Origin of the sequence: Paracoccus sp. (in: a-proteobacteria) (genome assembly GCF_032007265.1) — a bacterium.
Taxonomy (GTDB): Bacteria; Pseudomonadota; Alphaproteobacteria; order Rhodobacterales; family Rhodobacteraceae; genus Paracoccus.
On record NZ_DALZMB010000100.1, the window covers coordinates 1 to 13848 of the forward strand.

Here is a 13848-nt window from a genome sequence, read left to right on the forward strand (position 1 = left end):
CCGTCCGGGGAAAGGGGAGCCTTGGCCATCAGCCGAATTGTGCAACAGAGCCCTCGGAACTGCTGGCAGACATGGCGCAACTCTTGATCAGTCATGCGATCAGATCGACTACAGGCGCCATACATTTGACTCGCGGGTTGAACGCGGCGGCCCGCGCAAAGGGAGCCCCTTGGTACCGATGAACCCGATGCTGTTGGACGCCGTAACAGAAGCAAAATCGGCGGTGCTGTCAGATTACGTCATCGATTGGCACGGCAAGCCGGTTCAAAGTATCCGGAAGGGCTTCGCACGTGCCGAGGCGAATGCAGGGCTGCGGGATGTCGGAATGCATACGCTACGCCACACAGCAGCTGTCCATATGGTCAAAGGAGGAACGGGTATTGGAGAAGTCACCCAATTTCTTGGGCACTCGAACCCGTCAATCACCTTTCGGGTAGACGCCTGCTACAGCCCGACACACCTTCGGAAAGCCGCGTCGATTCTCGATTTCTCGACGGGTCCACAAAATACGCGTTAGGTTCAATGAACCGTGGCGCGTTTCTTTGAGGTGACGTAGAATCAACCCTAACGAATTGCTGTTAAACAGAAAACCTGGTGGGCGGTGAGGGACTCGAACCCCCGACATCTTCGGTGTAAACGAAGCGCTCTACCAACTGAGCTAACCGCCCGCCATGTGCTGCTCTTAAACTGACGCTGGGGGCTTTGGCAAGGCCATCTCTTGGCTAAACCGCGTCATTTATCGCCCTTTTATCATCAGCCTCCATTATCTGGGCGCGGCAAAGCCTTTGCCGCGGCCCAGGACGGGATCGCAGTTGACTGCCATCGGCGCGGGGGCAAAGCCGCCAAAGCCGCGGATGAGGTCGGGCCTCGCCCCGCCGGGATAGGCGCCGATGACGAAAAAATCCTCGGTCGCGTCCAGGACGCAATGGGCAAGGCCTGCGGGAAGCACGATGGCGTCCCCCGCGCTGATGATTGCGATCTCCCCCATCGGGCCGCCCAACTGCAGCCGCGCCTGCCCAACTGGCACACCCAAAACTTCGTGGGTATTGGGGTGGTAGTGATGCCAGTCATAGACCTCGCCTCGCCAAGCGCCGCTCCAACCGTTGATGGCGAAGGTACGGGCAAACCATTGCGCGGCATCCTCGCCGCGCAACAGGGTGACTTGAGGGTGAAAAACCGCCGCCATGATCAGCGCCGCAATCTTGCGATCAGCGATGACGTGTCCCAGCGGCCACCGCCCATGGCCTGAACCTCTTTATAGAACTGATCGACCAATGCCGTCACCGGAAGGCTTGCCCCGTTTTCATCGGCCGCCGAAAGACAAATGCCCAGATCCTTGCGCATCCAGTCGACCGCGAAACCAAAGTCGAATTTATTCTCGGCCATGGTCGCGAAACGGTTTTGCATTTGCCAGCTGCCCGCCGCCCCCTGCGAGATCACCTCAACGACCTCGGGAATCGACAGTCCCGCCTTTTCAGCAAATCCAAGCGATTCCGACAGCCCCTGAACCAAACCGGCAATGGCGATCTGATTGCACATCTTGGTCAGCTGGCCAGCACCGGAGGGCCCCATCAAACGGCAAATTCGGGCAAAGCTTGCGATGATCGGCTCGGCTTTGGCATAGGCCTCGGGGGTGCCACCGCACATCACCGAAAGCACTCCGTTTTCGGCCCCAGCCTGTCCGCCCGACACAGGCGCATCGACAAAGCCCAGCCCCTGATTGGCCGCGATTTCGGCCAGCTCGCGCGTAACCTGCGCCGAGACAGTGGTGTGATCGACATAAATGGCACCCGCAGCCATCCCGGAGAAAGCCCCATGATCGCCCAGACAGACCTGACGCAGATCATCGTCATTGCCGACGCAGCTAAGAACGAATTCGGCGCCTTCGGCTGCGCTACGCGCATCTGCAGCTGCCCGACCGCCATGTTTTTCGACCCAAGCCTGGGCTTTGGCAGGACTACGGTTCCAGACCGTCACCTCATGGCCATGGGCCGCCAGATGGCCCGCCATCGGGAAACCCATCACTCCAAGACCCAAAAAAGTCACTCGCGCCATGTTGTCCTCATTTTCTTTACGCTATCATTGTCGCTGGCGCGTTGATCTGTCGCACGCCCTGCCCTATCAACCAGCAAGATTTCCACCCATGGGCGCCCGGGTCAACCTCCTGCCGCGCGCGCCCCAAGAAGCAGGACGCCGCCGGACAGATGCTGACCCTCTTTCGCTGGCTGGTGCGCCTTACGGTCGGATTGATCATCGTTTCGGTGACCTTGTTGTTGCTGGCGTGGTATTTCGCCATCCGCTCGCTGCCCGATTACAACGGCACCTTCAGCGTGACGGGCATCTCTGCCCCGGTCGAGATCGTGCGCACCACCGAAGACGTGCCCCATATTTTCGGCAAAAGCGACCATGACGTGTTTTTCGCACTGGGCCTGGCTCATGCACAGGATCGCTTGTTTCAGATGACGGTGCTGCGGCGCGCGGCGCAAGGACGGCTGTCGGAGATATACGGCGCAGGTGCATTTCCTGCCGATGATCTGGCACGCAGACTGCGCCTTTATCGCAGCGCGGTTGATTCGCTCGAGGCTCAGGACCCGGCAACGCGCGACGCGCTTGAGGCCTATTCGGCAGGCGTCAATGCCTGGATCCAACAGATCAACCTGGGCGCACGCGGGCGCGGCGCACCCGAGTTTTTCCTTTATCCCGACGATATTTCCTATTGGGAGCCCGCAGATTCGCTGGCGATCTTGAAACTGCTGGCGGCCAGTTCGACGGTGCAACTTCGTCGCGAAATTCAGCGTGCCCGACTGTCGCTGACAGAGCCCGAGCGCGGACAAGAGATCGTGGCGATCGGGCCAGAACCTGCGATGCCGAGCTATGCCTCGCTTTTTCCCGGCGCCAAACTGTCCCCGCCTGAACGCGCAATGCCGACCCAGGATTGGGTCGTTGGCCTTGCGGGCTATCTGGCGCCCGAGGCTGGCGCCAGCGCCAATGGCTGGGCCGCTTCAGCGGATCGAACCGCCGCCAATGGCGCAATTTTAGCCAATGACCCGCAATTTGCGCTGACTGCGCCTGGGCTTTGGTATCTTGCCCGGATCGAGCTTTCGACCGGCGGCGTTATTGGCGGCACGATCCCCGGAATCCCTGCCATCCTGTCGGGGCGCAATCCGCAAATGGCGTGGGGCATGACCCCGGCACAGATCGATGATCAGGACCTGTTCATCGAAGAGGTTCAGCCCGGAGAGCCCAACCGCTATCGCGGTGATGATGGCTGGACCGAATTTGATACCCGCCGCGAAGTGATCCGCATCAAGGATCATGCCTCGGAAACCATCACCCTGCGGGAAACCGCCAACGGCCCGGTCCTGCCTGCCGGGCACCTTGGACTGGCTTCGATTCTGCCGCCGGGCCATGTCGCGGCTTTGGCGTGGACGGGTGGCCAAGGCAATGACCGCACCATGTCAGCGCTGATTGCACTGATGAGCGCGGGCAGCCGCGAAGATGCCGCGCAACTTTTGCGCGATGTCACGGCCCCCGCCATGATCTATACGCTGGCGGATCGTCAGGGCGTCGGGGAAACGCTGGCGGGTGCCATACCCAATCGCCCCGCCACCCATGCAACGCTGGGGCGGATGCCGGTCCCGGGTTGGATCGCAACAAACCGTTGGCAGGGCACAAGCCCCGCAGGCAGCGCCTTGACCAATCTTGCCCCTGAAAAGGGCGTGGTGGCGCAAACCGGCAGCGGCCCCTATCAGATTGACGGGCGGGTGCTGGGCTATGATGGCGCCGATGACCGTCGCATCTCGCGTTTGAATTTGCTGATCGAAAGCCGCGAGGTTCACTCTCGCGACAGCTTTATCGCCGCACAAAATGACATTGTCAGCCCCGTCGCACGCGATCTGTTGCCTCTGGTTGCAGCCGAGCTGTGGTACACCGACGAAGCCGCAGCCCCCGGCACGCCTGAACGGCAACGCCAGGACGCCCTGAAGCTCTTGGCGGGCTGGGACGGCGCGATGAGCGAGCACCTGCCCGAACCGCTGATTTACGCGGCCTGGATGCGCGCGCTGCAAGACCGTCTGGTGCGCGACGACATCGGCCCCTTGGCCGATGATCTGACGCGGATTTACCCGTCGTTCATCGAACGCGTTTTCCGCAACACCGACGGGGCTGCGCAATGGTGCGATATTCGTCAATCCACTGCGGTCGAGACCTGCACCATGATCGCTCAACGCGCTTTGGATCAGGCGCTTTTTGATCTGAGCGCGCGTTTTGGTCCGGATGTCGCCAGCTTTCGTTGGGGGGATGTTCACCGCGCCCGCCACACCCATCCGGCGCTTGGCGATATGCGCGGGCTCTCTTACGTGGTTAATCTGGTGCAGGCGACTTCGGGAGATGGCTCGACTGTGGCACGTGCTGGTATGCGCGGCGCAGGTGTTAACCCTTGGGAAAACTCGTTCGGGGCAAGTTACCGCGCGGTTTATGATCTGGCCGATCCCGATAGCTCGGTCTTTGTGATTTCCACCGGGCAGTCCGGCCACCCGCTTTCGCGCCATTATGACGACATGGCCGAATTGTGGCGGCGGGGCGAATATGTCGGCATGTCGCTTGACCCCGATTTGGCGCGGGCAGCGGCCACGGGCATCACCAACCTTGTGCCCGCCCCAGCCCCCTAACCGATCGGCCAGCAGACAGCGCAGAAGATCGGGCGGCCCCTTTGGCCGCCCTTGCCAGCCTGTAAGTTTCGGGATTACCTCGGGATCAGTCAAACAGTGAGGGCAAGATGGCACGCAAAATCATTATCGACACCGACCCGGGCCAGGACGACGCAGTCGCCATTTTGCTGGCTTTGGCCAGTCCCGAATTGGACGTTCTGGGCCTTAGCGTCGTTGCCGGTAACGTTCCCCTTGCCCTGACCGAGGTCAATGCCCGCAAACTATGCGAGCTGGCAGGACGTCGGGATCTGCCGGTCTATCGCGGCTGCGCAACGCCCCTCAAGCGCGAGCTCGTCACCGCCGAAGAGGTTCATGGCAAAAGCGGTCTGGACGGTGTGGAACTGCCCGACCCAACCATGGATCTACAGCCCGAACATGCCGTGGATTTCCTGATCGAGACCTTGCGCCGTGAGCCGCCCCAGACCGTGACGCTGGTGCCGATCGGGCCATTGACCAATATCGCCACCGCCTTTCAGCGCGCGCCTGACATCATCTCGCGCGTTCAGGAAATCGTCTTGATGGGCGGCGCCTATTTCGAGGTGGGTAACGTCACCCCTGCCGCCGAATTCAACATCTATGTCGATCCTGAGGCTGCCGAGATTGTCTTTGCCTCGGGGGCGCCTTTGACGGTGGTTCCGCTTGATGTCACCCATCAGGCTTTGACCAGCCGGCCTTGGGTTGAAACCATGCGCAAGCTGGGCCGGGTCGGTCAGGCTGTGGCCAGCTGGACCGATTTCTTCGAGCGCTATGACAAGGAAAAATATGGCAGCCAGGGTGCACCGCTACATGATCCCTGCACCATCGCCTATCTTCTGGCGCCCGATTTGTTCACCGGCCGCCAGATCAATGTCATGATCGAAACCGAAGGGCGCTACACGACCGGCATGACAGTCGCCGATTGGTGGGGCGTCACCGACCGCCCGGCGAATGCCTATTTTCTGCGGCAAGTGGACCGTGATGCATTCTATGACCTGCTGACCAAACGGCTAACCGCATTGGATGCGCGCGTCGGTTGATGCCAGAATGGTCCCATACACCCAGGCGCGCTTTAGGGCGTGCCGGGTGTATGGCCCGTGATGTGGCACAAAGCAGAACAGCGATAAAACTTGCGCTCGCGGCTTTTTCAAAAACAAAAAAAAGCGGGCGGCCCTTTATCAGGGCAGTGGCGCCGGTTGGGGGGCTGTGGTCTCGCCGGATGTCGTTTGATGGGGCGCCTCCCCATCCTGCCCCGCCCCGGATGGCGCAGTTTCAGCGGGCGCGTTTTCGGGCGATCCGTTGTCAACGGGCGCCGGCGGCACGGGTTCTTGCTGAGTGGGCGCTGGCAGCACGGGTTCGGGGGATTGTGATGCTTTTGGCAAGGTGCTTTCGCCCGTACCCTCGGCCTGATCCACCAAGTCAATCAGATCTTGGGTGACATCAATCGAATCTGCCGAGACAAACAACATGCGCTGATCCAGCACGACTACGGCGCCGCGCTCTTGCATCAGTTTGGCCAAAATAGGCAGGACGGCCTGAAGAAACGCATCGCGGGCGGCTTCGGCATCCAGCTGCAATTCGCGGGCTTTGGCATCACGCTCGCGGCGAACCTCGACAACCCGCTTATCGAATTCATCGGCTCTGGCGCGGAATTCTTCGACAGGCAAGGTTTTACGCAGCTCGGTCAACTGCTGTTCTTCTTGTGAAAATCCCGTGGCCAATTTGTCGTTTTCAGTGGCCAAAGCGTGGCTGCGCGCCTCGATCTCGGCCTGAACGCGACGCCCCCACGCCGAGCGCAAAAACAGCGCATCCTGGTCAATCGTCATGATCGGGATCGGCGTAAGCGCGCCCGTTGCGGCGCTATCGGCGGTCACGTGAACGGGGGCTTGCACCACGATATTGGGGGGCGACGCAGGTTCTGCGCCACTCTCTGTGCTTTCGGGGACCGACAGCGGCACAACCGGTACCTCTTGCGCCGCGACCATCGGGGCGGCGCAAGAAATCATCAATGCGATGGTTGCAAACCTAGGCATCAGAACTTGGTCGAGATGGTCAGATCGAAGTTCTGCTCTTTGTCATAGTCTTCTTTCTTGACCGCTTTCGAGAAGTTAAAGCGCAGCGGACCGATCGGCGTCGTCCAGAACAGCGAGGCACCGACAGCGGCCCTGACTTTCATGCTGTCATCGATACGGTCCGTCGGATCGTTCGAGGTGACATAGGCCGCACCATTGCGGTTATCCAAACCCCAGACCGAGCCTGCATCGGCAAAAAGACCACCCGTGATACCATATTCTTCGGGCAGACCGATCGGGAAGCGGGCTTCGGTACGTACGGCCCAGAAATAGTTCCCGCCCAAAGCGTCGTCATTGGGTGCTGCCGTATCACGCGGACCGATACCATTGGGTTCAAAGCCGCGGATCTTGCTGTTGCCCGAGTAGCGATCGAAACGGCGGCTATTCATATCATTCAACATATGGATCGCGCCGATTTCCGCTTCGGCCATCAAGGTCACCTCTTCACGCCAAGCGTTACTTTCGACGCCGGCATAAAGTTGGCTGGTCACCGATTTCACATCGCCACCAAGGCCCGCGAAATCCTGGCTAAAGGTCATGCGATAGCGCGTCAGCGGGTCAAGCCCGGTAATGCGGCTGTCGTAGCTATAGGTATAGCCCACGCCAGACGACACATAGCCCCCTTGGTCGGTGTAAAGGATCGGCGACGAGCCCGTCAGATCGCCGGTTTCGGCGTCGACATGGATCGGATCAACATCCGACAGCGTATCCTTGCTGACCTTATAGCGCAGCTCAAGACGGCCGTTTTCCGACACTGGGAATTCGAACCCAGTCAGGCCGCCGATGCTGCGGGTGTTATATTCCGAATTGTAGCGGTTGGTGGTGTTGTACCAGACTTGGAACTTGGCCTTGAGATCGCGCCCCAGGAAGAAGGGCTCGACAAAGGTCAGCCCCGAAGAGCGCGTGCCCGAGCCGGTGGCAAAGGACAGGTTCACCTGCTGGCCACGACCAAGGAAGTTCTGCTCGGAAAGCGAGAAGTTGAAACCCACCCCCGAGTTGACGCCATAGCTGACGCCAAAGTTCAGGCTACCGGTCGGCTGTTCTTCGACGTTCACGTCAACGATGACCTGATCCGGCCCCGTGCCCTGACGGCTTTCAACCTGAGCATCCGCGAAATACCCAAGTGCACGCACGCGCTCCGCCGCATTGCGGATCTCGCGCGGGTTAAAGGGGTCGCCTTCGACGGTGCCGAACTGACGGCGGATCACCTGGTCCTGCGTCGTCGTATTGCCCTCGATGTCGATGCGCTCGACAAAGATGCGCTGCCCGCGCGTCAGCGCAAAGGTCAGATCCAGCGTCTGATTGCGCGGGTTACGGGTGATGCGCGGCTCGATGGTGACGAAATCAAGCCCTTTGCGCAGGGCCAGCGCCTCCATCCGGCGGATGGAGTTGTCAACGACCGAGGGGTTGTAAACCTCGCCTGTTTTCACCCGGTTTTGGGCAGCAAACTCGGCGGCATCAATGCCTTCGACTTCGCTGATCGTATTGACATTGGCAAAGGTGTAGCGCGGACCTTCTTGGATATTGAAGGTGATATAGAATGCGTCACGCTCGCGGGCGACCTCGGGCGAGATTGCCTGAACCTTGAAATCGGCATAGCCGCGTGCGCGGTAAAAATCCGTCAGCAGGTTTTCATCGACGGCCGTCCGCTCGGGGGCAAAGGTATCGCGCTTGATGAAGTTGCGCAAAATGCCCGCCTGTTTGGTCTGCAGCACCTGACGCAGCTTTCGATCCGAGAATGCGCGGTTGCCGACAAAGCCGATACGCTCGATCTCGGTGACATCGCCTTCTTTGATCTCAAAGGCCAGATCGACGCGGTTGCCGGGACGGCGGATGATTTTGGGATCGACCCGCGCGGCCAACCGCCCCTGCGAGGCGTACATTTGCGAGATCAGATCGGCATCCGCCTCGGCCTGGGCGGGCGAATAGACGCGGCGCGATTGGCTTTTGACGACCTGGGCCAGCTGCTCATCTTTGATGCGCTTGTTGCCCTCAAAGTTGATGACATTGATCGTGGGATATTCGCGCACCTTGATGACCAGCGTGCCACCCTGCGGCACCAGCTCGACCGTCTCGAACAGGCCCGAGCCCTGAAGGCGCTGCAGCGCTTCGTTCAGCTCTCCGCCCGAGACATTCTGTCCGCGCGCAATATTTGCGTAAGACAGGATCGTCGCGCCTTCGATTCGCTCGGTCCCTTCGATCTTGACGTTGCTGAACACATAGGCCGCTGCAGGCGACGCGAGAAAGCTCGCAGGGGTCGCGATTGCAAGCGCCGAGATCAGCGCCATCGCGCTCTTGCCAAGTCTCTTATCGGTCATGGCCGCCCTCATTCCAGAATGTGCCGAATTTTTCGGTCGGATTTGTGCTGATGGATACAGTCAATTTAACCATACTGTCAAAACAGAAGGCAGTGTCACGGGCATAAAAGATCGTTGGAGAGGCCAAAAACCATCAGTGACAGCACCATGGCCAGACCCACCATATTCAGAATGCCCATCATCCGTTCAGATGCCGGACGGCCTGCAATCGCCTCATAGGTGAAAAACATCAGATGCCCACCGTCCAGAACGGGTACAGGCAGCAGATTCAAAAAGCCGATCGCCGCTGACAGGACCGCAATCCACCAGATGAAATTTGCGCCCCCCGCTGCGGCCGCCTGTCCCGTCGTCTCGGCAATCGAGATCGCGCCGCCGATGTTGCAGGTGCCAATTTGCCCAGTCACCGTGGCCCAAAGACCGCTGACCGACGAGGCGATGATATCCCAGGTGCGTCCAACGCCTTGCCCCAGCGCCTCGACCGGGCCCGCGGTGCGGGTTGCCGGCTCGAAAAAGCTGCCGCCCGTGACGCCGATCAACCAACGCTTCTCATAGCCGTCCGCCGTCGGCAGATCCTGCTCGCGCGCGGCCAGTGCATATTGCGCAACGCCCTCGCCCTCGCGCCAGACATCCAGCAAAACCGGGCGCCCCTCGGCCGCGCCAACCTTGTCGCGCAACTGGGTAAAGCGCGTGACCGGAGCCCCATCGAGCGCCAGGATCACATCCCCCGCCTGAAGCCCTGCCGATGCCGCAGGGCTGCGCGGCGCGATACCGCCAATGACGGCAGGCATCGGATCGGGACCAGTTACGGTTTGCGTAACGCCATCGCGGTTCACGGTCCATTGCTGGCTTGCTGCCGCGGGCGTGGCCTCGATCACCTTGCCCAGCTCGGCCCAATCAGCCACGGGCATGCCGTTCAGCGCCAACAGCTGATCGCCGCTTTTCAACTGATTTACCATAGTGTCGGGCAAGGCATGCATCCGCCCAATCTCGACACGTTCGATCGGAACGCCCTGCCACATCGCCATCCCGGCAAAGACCAGAATCGACAAGATGAAGTTGAAAACCGGTCCGGCGCCGACCGTTGCAAACCGCGCCCACAACGGGGCGCCAGACAGGCTGTGGCGTCGTTGATCGGCATCCACATCGGTCCCAGCGCCCGCGCTTGCGGCATTGGTGTCGCCAAGAAAGCGGACATACCCCCCCAGCGGCAGGGCCGCGATCTGCCACAGCGTGCCGTGACGATCACGCCGCGAAATCAGCTTTGGCCCAAAGCCCACGGAAAAAACCTCGGCTTTGATACCGGACAGCCGCCCGATGATGTAATGGCCATATTCATGCACCGTCACGATGATCGACAGGGCCAGCACAAAGGCCAGAATGGTCCAGACCAGCCCGCCAAGTTCCGCTAAAAGTGCCATCAGGCCTTGTCCTTCCATGCGCGCGCCGCGACGCGCGCCATTCCGTCCCACGCCAGTACGGTCTCAAGATCACCCGGACTTTGCGTGAAACCATCCTGGCCAGCCGCCTGCTCCAGCGCATATTCGACCGCCGATGCCATGTCGGTAAAGCGAATCTGCCCGGCAAGAAAATCGTCCAAGGCCTGCTCTTTGGCCGCATTCAGAACCGCGCCTGACGCGCCGCCCGCCGTGATCACCTCACGCGCAAGGCGCAAAGCCGGCCAGCGGGTTTCATCGGGGGCACTGAAGCTAAGTGAACCCAGCGCCGCCAGATCAAGCCGCGCAATTGGCAGGGCCGCGCGCTCGGGCCAGTTCAGCGCATAGCCGATGGCATGGCGCATGTCCGGCATCCCCAGATGCGCGGCAGAGCTGCCGTCGCGAAAGCTGACCATCGCATGAACAACTGACTGAGGATGGATCAGAACACGGATCTGATCGGGTGAAATCTCAAAAAACTCACGCGTTTCAATGACCTCAAGCGCTTTATTAAACATGCTTGCGCTGTCGATCGTGATACGCTGTCCCATCGACCAATTGGGATGGCACGAGGCCTGGGCTACCGTTGCACTTGCCAGTTTCTCGAGCGGCCAATCCCGGAAAGCCCCACCCGAAGCGGTGATGGTAATATCCTCGACTGAATCTAACTTTTCACCAGCAAGCAGCTGAAAAATAGCGGAATGTTCAGAATCAACAGGAAGGATATGGGCCTGATTACGCGCGGCACATGCCTTGACCAACCGCCCCGCCGCAACCAAGGTTTCCTTGTTCGCCAAGGCTAAGGTGCCGCCACGCTCCAGCACGCGCAGGCCCGGGGCCAGACCGGCTGCGCCAACGATTGCCGAGAGCGTCCAATCCGCTGGAATAGACGCCGCATCGGCAATAGCCGCCGCACCCGCAGCAGCCTTGATGCCGCTGCCTGCAAGGGCTGTGCGCAGATCGGCCAGAAGTTCAGGATGGGCCGTAACGGCAAGCTCGGCTTTCAAGGCCAAAGCCATTTCCGCCAAACGCTTGATGTTGCGCCCGCCCGTCAATGCGACCACGCGCCAAGCGGTTGGCCCACCCGCACGCATCAACAGATCAAATGCGCTTTCACCGATCGACCCGGTCGCGCCCAAAATGGTCACGCTGCGCATTGCTCAGCCCCCGATTTGCGGTAAAATTCCCAAAACCATCGCCAAAAGCGCTGCCAGAAACGCTCCGGCCATCGCATCAAAGCGATCCATCAGACCGCCATGGCCGGGGATCAGATCAGAGCTGTCCTTGACACCTACGCGGCGCTTAAGCCAGCTTTCGGCGATGTCGCCCGCCTGGCCGCAAAAGGCCAGAATGGGGGCAAGCAGGACGACCTCCCAGCCGGCCTGACCCATGATGACCAGCACGACGGCAAGAATGATCGCCCCGATCCAGCCAGCGATGGTTCCGCTCCAGGTTTTCTTGGGGCTGATGGCAGGCCAAAACTTTGGTCCGCCCAATTTGCGCCCGACAAAATAGCCCAAAACATCAGAGGCGACGACGGTGCCGACAATCCACAACGTCGTTTCAAGCCCCATCACCTCGCGGACGACCACCAGCGCATAGCCCGACAGCAAGATCGCGAGGGTAAAGATCAGATAACTGGACCGCTCGTGGCTATGTGTGCCGCTCCAGCCCATCAGGATCGGGACTGCGGCCAACAGAACGGGCCAATCACCCGGCAGGACCAGCATGGCCAGCAGCGTCAAACCGCCAAGAACCCCCAAAAGCACCGGGTGTCGCGGGCTGTGGAATTCAGCATGGCGCCAAGCGGTCAGCCGCGCCAATTCCCACAACATACCGCCGATAAGCAGCGATACCCCAAGGCGCAGCCACAGGCCTGACGAAAAAATCAATAGCGCGCCAAGCAGAACAAGCACCGCCGCAGAGGCAATCCTTGGCCCCAGATCGGACCAGTTCGGACCCGACCCGCGTTTCGGCAAAGGCGAGATATTCGGACCGACAGGCTTGTGCCGTTTGGGAGGCTCGTCAGTCATACGCCACCGAACCTACGCTCGCGCAAGCCGAATTTATCAAGTATTTCAGCAAGATGCGCGGCAGTGAAGTCTGGCCACAGCGTTGGTGTGAATTCATATTCCGAATAGGCTGCCTGATAGGGCAGAAAATTCGAGGTCCGCGTCTCGCCACTGGTGCGGATAACCAAATCCGGATCGGGATGGCCTGCCGTATCCAGAAAATCGCCCAGGACCGGGTCCTTGCCACCTGGTTTGTCGCCGCGGGCAATTGCCCCGGCCATGGCAGCGGCGGCGCGATTAAGTTCGTCGCGACCGCCGTAATTGATGGCAACCGTCAGGTTCAGGCGTGAATTTCCGGCGGTACGCGCCTCAATCCCAGACATCAGGCGCTGCAGCTTGGGATCAAGCCTTTCGCGCGCTCCGATAAAGCGCAGCCGCACGCCTTCGGCGGCCATGCCGTCGGCCTCGCGCTCGATGTAACGGGCGAAAATGCCCATCAAACCAAGCACTTCGGCCGTCGTTCTTTTCCAATTCTCGGTCGAGAAAGCATAGACCGTCAGCCAGTTGACCCCAAGATCGGGACAGGCGCGGACGATTTGCTTGACGCGTTCGGCCCCGCGCCGGTGGCCGACCAATCGCGGCCAACCCCGGTTCACGGCCCAACGTCCGTTCCCATCCATGATGATGGCGACATGCCGTGGACGGGGCTCGCCACCCTGGTTTGGGGTTAGGCTGGCTGCGATCTCGGCCACTGGATCAAACCTGCATGATTTCGGCTTGTTTGGCTTCCAGCGCTTTATCGATCAAAGCGATATTCTTGTTGGTCAGCTCTTGGACCTCGGCCTCCCAGAACTTCTGGTCATCCTCGGACATGCCTGCAGCCTTGGCCTTCTTGATCTGATCCATCCCATCGCGACGCACGTTGCGAATGGCAACGCGGGCGCTTTCGGAATACTGGGCCGCAACTTTGGTCAATTCGCGGCGGCGTTCTTCGTTCAGCTCGGGGATCGGCAGCATGATGATGGTGCCGTTCAGCTGCGGGTTGATGCCAAGGCCCGATTCGCGGATCGCTTTCTCGGCCTTGGACACAAGCCCTTTGTCCCATACGTTGATCGTGACCATCCGCGGCTCGGGCACGTTGACCGTGCCAATCTGGTTGATCGGGGTCATCGAGCCATAGGCATCGACCATGATCGGCTCGACCATCGAGGCCGAGGCGCGCCCGGTCCGCAGCGAGGCGAATTCCTGACGCAGCGAATCCATCGCACCTTTCCTCCGGCGTTCAAGGTCGTCGGTGTCAATCTGAATGTCATCGGACATGCGTGGTC

12 protein-coding genes and 1 tRNA gene are annotated in these 13848 nt (G+C 60.5%); 3 read left to right on the forward strand and 10 right to left on the reverse strand.

What is annotated here, in order from left to right:
- The coding region (locus RTS12_RS16820; protein ID WP_312530565.1) for a tyrosine-type recombinase/integrase at nucleotides 1–517 on the forward strand (517 nt) is incomplete at its 5' end.
- Nucleotides 518–592: 75 nt separating this feature from the next.
- On the opposite strand, the gene RTS12_RS16825 is transcribed toward RTS12_RS16820, so the two are convergent.
- The 3 genes from RTS12_RS16825 to RTS12_RS16835 form a co-directional block, all read right to left on the reverse strand.
- Nucleotides 593–668, reverse strand: a tRNA-Val gene (locus tag RTS12_RS16825).
- Nucleotides 669–763: 95 nt separating this feature from the next.
- Nucleotides 764–1186 carry a cupin domain-containing protein gene (locus RTS12_RS16830; RefSeq protein ID WP_312530567.1) on the reverse strand — a complete coding sequence of 141 codons (423 nt, stop codon included), beginning with the start codon at nucleotides 1184–1186 and terminating at the stop codon, nucleotides 764–766.
- Nucleotides 1187–1188: 2 nt separating this feature from the next.
- Nucleotides 1189–2055, reverse strand: coding sequence for an NAD(P)-dependent oxidoreductase (locus RTS12_RS16835; RefSeq protein ID WP_312530569.1), 867 nt, complete (start codon nucleotides 2053–2055; stop codon nucleotides 1189–1191).
- A gap of 149 nt (nucleotides 2056–2204) precedes the next feature.
- Between RTS12_RS16835 and RTS12_RS16840 the strand changes: the two genes are divergently transcribed.
- A complete protein-coding gene (locus RTS12_RS16840; protein ID WP_312530571.1) occupies nucleotides 2205–4670 on the forward strand; it encodes a penicillin acylase family protein in 2466 nt (821 codons plus the stop codon).
- Between the two features lie 107 nt (nucleotides 4671–4777).
- Nucleotides 4778–5725, forward strand: a complete 948-nt coding sequence (locus RTS12_RS16845) for a nucleoside hydrolase (RefSeq protein ID WP_312530573.1) — start codon at nucleotides 4778–4780, stop codon at nucleotides 5723–5725.
- A gap of 138 nt (nucleotides 5726–5863) precedes the next feature.
- On the opposite strand, the gene RTS12_RS16850 is transcribed toward RTS12_RS16845, so the two are convergent.
- The 7 genes from RTS12_RS16850 to frr all read right to left on the reverse strand — a co-directional run bounded on the left by RTS12_RS16850 (nucleotide 5864) and on the right by frr (nucleotide 13840).
- A complete protein-coding gene (locus RTS12_RS16850; RefSeq protein WP_312530575.1) occupies nucleotides 5864–6718 on the reverse strand; it encodes an OmpH family outer membrane protein in 855 nt (284 codons plus the stop codon).
- Nucleotides 6718–9075 (reverse strand): outer membrane protein assembly factor BamA, encoded by a 2358-nt coding sequence (gene bamA, locus RTS12_RS16855; RefSeq protein ID WP_312530577.1) that lies wholly within the window; start codon nucleotides 9073–9075, stop codon nucleotides 6718–6720. Before bamA ends, RTS12_RS16850 begins: the two co-directional genes overlap by 1 nt.
- A 95-nt stretch (nucleotides 9076–9170) precedes the next feature.
- The gene (rseP, locus tag RTS12_RS16860; RefSeq protein ID WP_312530579.1) at nucleotides 9171–10493 is read right to left on the reverse strand and encodes an RIP metalloprotease RseP; all 1323 of its coding nucleotides are present in this window, start codon (nucleotides 10491–10493) and stop codon (nucleotides 9171–9173) included.
- On the reverse strand, nucleotides 10493–11665 hold the full coding sequence (gene dxr / locus RTS12_RS16865; RefSeq protein ID WP_312530581.1) for a 1-deoxy-D-xylulose-5-phosphate reductoisomerase: 1173 nt from the start codon (nucleotides 11663–11665) through the stop codon (nucleotides 10493–10495). Before dxr ends, rseP begins: the two co-directional genes overlap by 1 nt.
- Nucleotides 11666–11668: 3 nt before the next feature.
- Nucleotides 11669–12541 carry a phosphatidate cytidylyltransferase gene (locus tag RTS12_RS16870; protein WP_312530583.1) on the reverse strand — a complete coding sequence of 291 codons (873 nt, stop codon included), beginning with the start codon at nucleotides 12539–12541 and terminating at the stop codon, nucleotides 11669–11671.
- A complete protein-coding gene (uppS, locus tag RTS12_RS16875) occupies nucleotides 12538–13272 on the reverse strand; it encodes a polyprenyl diphosphate synthase (RefSeq protein WP_312530585.1) in 735 nt (244 codons plus the stop codon). Before uppS ends, RTS12_RS16870 begins: the two co-directional genes overlap by 4 nt.
- Nucleotides 13273–13276: 4 nt before the next feature.
- Complete coding sequence (frr, locus tag RTS12_RS16880; protein ID WP_312530587.1) at nucleotides 13277–13840, reverse strand: ribosome recycling factor; 564 nt, start codon at nucleotides 13838–13840, stop codon at nucleotides 13277–13279.
- Nucleotides 13841–13848 lie beyond the last annotated feature (8 nt).

Excerpts from the sequence above, each read along its gene's own strand:
- RTS12_RS16830 (WP_312530567.1), bottom strand. The coding sequence starts at position 1,186 with ATGGCGGCGGTTTTTCACCCTCAAGTCACCCTGTTGCGCGGCGAGGAT.
- RTS12_RS16835 (WP_312530569.1), bottom strand. The coding sequence starts at position 2,055 with ATGGCGCGAGTGACTTTTTTGGGTCTTGGAGTGATGGGTTTCCCGATG.
- RTS12_RS16840 (WP_312530571.1), top strand. The coding sequence starts at position 2,205 with ATGCTGACCCTCTTTCGCTGGCTGGTGCGCCTTACGGTCGGATTGATC.
- RTS12_RS16845 (WP_312530573.1), top strand. The coding sequence starts at position 4,778 with ATGGCACGCAAAATCATTATCGACACCGACCCGGGCCAGGACGACGCA.
- RTS12_RS16850 (WP_312530575.1), bottom strand. The coding sequence starts at position 6,718 with ATGCCTAGGTTTGCAACCATCGCATTGATGATTTCTTGCGCCGCCCCG.
- bamA (WP_312530577.1), bottom strand. The coding sequence starts at position 9,075 with ATGACCGATAAGAGACTTGGCAAGAGCGCGATGGCGCTGATCTCGGCG.
- rseP (WP_312530579.1), bottom strand. The coding sequence starts at position 10,493 with ATGGCACTTTTAGCGGAACTTGGCGGGCTGGTCTGGACCATTCTGGCC.
- dxr (WP_312530581.1), bottom strand. The coding sequence starts at position 11,665 with ATGCGCAGCGTGACCATTTTGGGCGCGACCGGGTCGATCGGTGAAAGC.
- RTS12_RS16870 (WP_312530583.1), bottom strand. The coding sequence starts at position 12,541 with ATGACTGACGAGCCTCCCAAACGGCACAAGCCTGTCGGTCCGAATATC.
- frr (WP_312530587.1), bottom strand. The coding sequence starts at position 13,840 with ATGTCCGATGACATTCAGATTGACACCGACGACCTTGAACGCCGGAGG.